Source organism: Candidatus Ichthyocystis sparus (genome assembly GCF_900078745.1).
GTDB classification, from domain to species: domain Bacteria; phylum Pseudomonadota; class Gammaproteobacteria; order Burkholderiales; family 2013Ark19i; genus Ichthyocystis; species Ichthyocystis sparus.
This window is the reverse complement of the sequence record NZ_FKII01000070.1, coordinates 1-2,339: the sequence shown is the minus strand read 5'-3', so window position 1 is coordinate 2,339 and position 2,339 is coordinate 1. Positions and strand designations below refer to the sequence as shown.

At 39.2% G+C, this 2,339-nt stretch carries 2 protein-coding genes; both read left to right on the top strand.

Annotation, left to right across the window (positions count from 1 at the left end; all coding sequences use genetic code 11):
• Positions 1–562 (top strand): hypothetical protein (locus tag A6733_RS09065; protein WP_176696791.1); only part of this gene is annotated, 562 nt, incomplete at its 5' end.
• A gap of 882 nt (positions 563–1,444) precedes the next feature.
• Positions 1,445–2,339, top strand: an 895-nt coding sequence (locus tag A6733_RS07215; RefSeq protein WP_141663347.1) for a hypothetical protein, incomplete at its 3' end; no start/stop codon positions are given.

The following is a 2,339-nucleotide window of genomic DNA, read 5'->3' as shown; positions in this document are numbered from 1 at the left end:
GTATGGATTAGATGGAGATATTTCCTTTTCCTCTTCCTGTCCAGATTCACCTGTATCGACTGGAGAAGTTGAATTAACTGCGGAAGGTGTTCTTTCTGCGTCCTTGGGAGCTTCAGTAGGTGAATCAGCTCCTGTGTCCTCATCTGAGCAACTAATAGTTCCAATACCTGTATCTTCTTCTGTTTCTGCTTCTGTCAGTAAATCTTCCATGGCAGCTAGTAGTAGTTCTTCTAGGTACTCTCATGGACCTAAGAAAGCATTTATTATGCGATCAGTTAAGGAGCAGCCTTTTGAGGTGCCTATGAGTAGAGGGATATCTGCTGGACCTTCCTCTTCTACATCTGTGGATATTGGTAGTGTTCCGCTATTGGCTGCTGTTGCCGATACTACCGCTGAGGATGTGGGAGCGAGATTGGCAGCATTGTTGAATCGAGGCCTGCCACCTTCACCACCACCTGTTGGTGAATCTAGTGGGTCTAGAGGTGGTAGAGGAGGATTATCTTCTTCAGGTCGCGGTGGTGCTCAGAGATCGAGAGGACGTAAAAGGAAAAGGAATAGTTAATTGCTAAGAATTGGTCTTACTTTCTTATTATTAGCATCGCATAATTTTATGAGTTTGCTGTGAGCGGGGGTTTATTTTTTGTTATGTTTGGTTCGGTTGGTTTTTTTATATGGCCCATGGTTGAATAGGAGTAGCTTGTTTTTTTGGGAGCTAGTGGTTGATGGTGTGTTTAACATTGGTTTACCAGTAGTTAATAAGATTTGTGAAATTAAAAATAAATTTCACGTCATTTACTAAGAGCATGCATTTTTCATTTGTAAATTTTTTTATTTACTTAATTTATACTAATTTAATGAAGCAATCATCATAACAGAATTGTATACCAGGAGATGCATTAGGCGTTTCGTTGCATGTGATGAGAGATTGTTAAGTTTGTATGGTTTTTGTACCAAATATAATGGTACTGTGTGATACGTAACGTGGGTTGATATTTGTCTTTTTTTGTTTTTATTGAATTGATAGAATTTAGGTTTTGAGTTTGTAGGCAATATTTTTAAAACACTCATACGGGTGCGTGTTTTGTGTGCAGTGGATTGTTCTACGTAAGTTGTAGTGCATGTAAGTGCCATATTTGTATCATGTTAGTTTATAGTTAACTGCCGTGTATTATTCTGTTTATACCTATTTGTATTGCTTGGATTTGTTTTACTGTTTTTAGTGTATAACATTTGCTCTGTTTTCAGTTAGATAATGGCAATGCTATGCCCGCATGTTAATATATATTTATGCAATTAATTGTTATTTATTGTATATAAATTTTTGGTTTTGAGCTATATACAAGCGCGCATTGCGGACGAGGTGGTGTTTTTACTGTGTATGTGGTAATTCGTATGCGTTGATTGAAGTACAATAACTTGAGGCACCACTATAAGAGAGCTTGTTATGTATCCTGTATCATCTGTAACTAGTAGTGCCGCTGCTTTTGTTGGTGCCCCAGATAGTGAGGATGGTGGTGGCACCAAGGAAGGAATTGTACAGGGTGATGATTTGCAGCGAATTGAGGTTACTACTTTACCTGCTGCTTTAGGTAAGGTGGTGAGTAGTAGGGGTAAGGGTAAAGCTCAAGATCTAAGGCCTGTAGTAAGTAAAGGAAGAAAGAGGTTAGTAAGTGGTAATAAATGTGTGGCTGACAAGGGGTCAACACCTTTGTTACTGCTAGAGGGGGGGGGTGACCAATCTTCTTCTGAATTTGTCAAATTGCTTTTTTACAGAGATCAACCTGGTAGTGTGTCTGCAACTAGTACTGCCTCTAAAGTTACACCACCTGGAGATGCGGGATCTTCTCTGCCTGTTAATAAAACTACTTCAACTACTGTTAATATTACTACAGCTAAGGGGGTGTTGCGTACTAGTAGTAAAGGCAAAGCTCCTGCTCTGAAACGTGGTACTTCTATTTCTTCTTCAGCTTTTACTATTGATTCGGATGTTTTGAATTCGATGGGTGTTATGCTATCTCCTGATGCTGTTCGAGTAATTGAATGTCTCTTTTTTAAGATGGATGCTTTTGCTAGACGTACTTACAAGAGTATGGTAGCCAAGCAACTACCATCAGATGTGAGTGGCAAACTTACTATAACTGGACGGGCCATTTGGTACTTGACCTATAAGGTGATGTGTGAAGATAGTTTTTTATTCAAGTGCCTTGGTAAGTATCATTATAAGCACCGCCCTAATTTTATACGCGCTCTTCCTAGCATTCAAGTATTGTCTGATTCCACTGACCATAGTACAGAGCCATTAGCTGGAGATAGGTTGTTAGATTTTTTATCGGTACTAG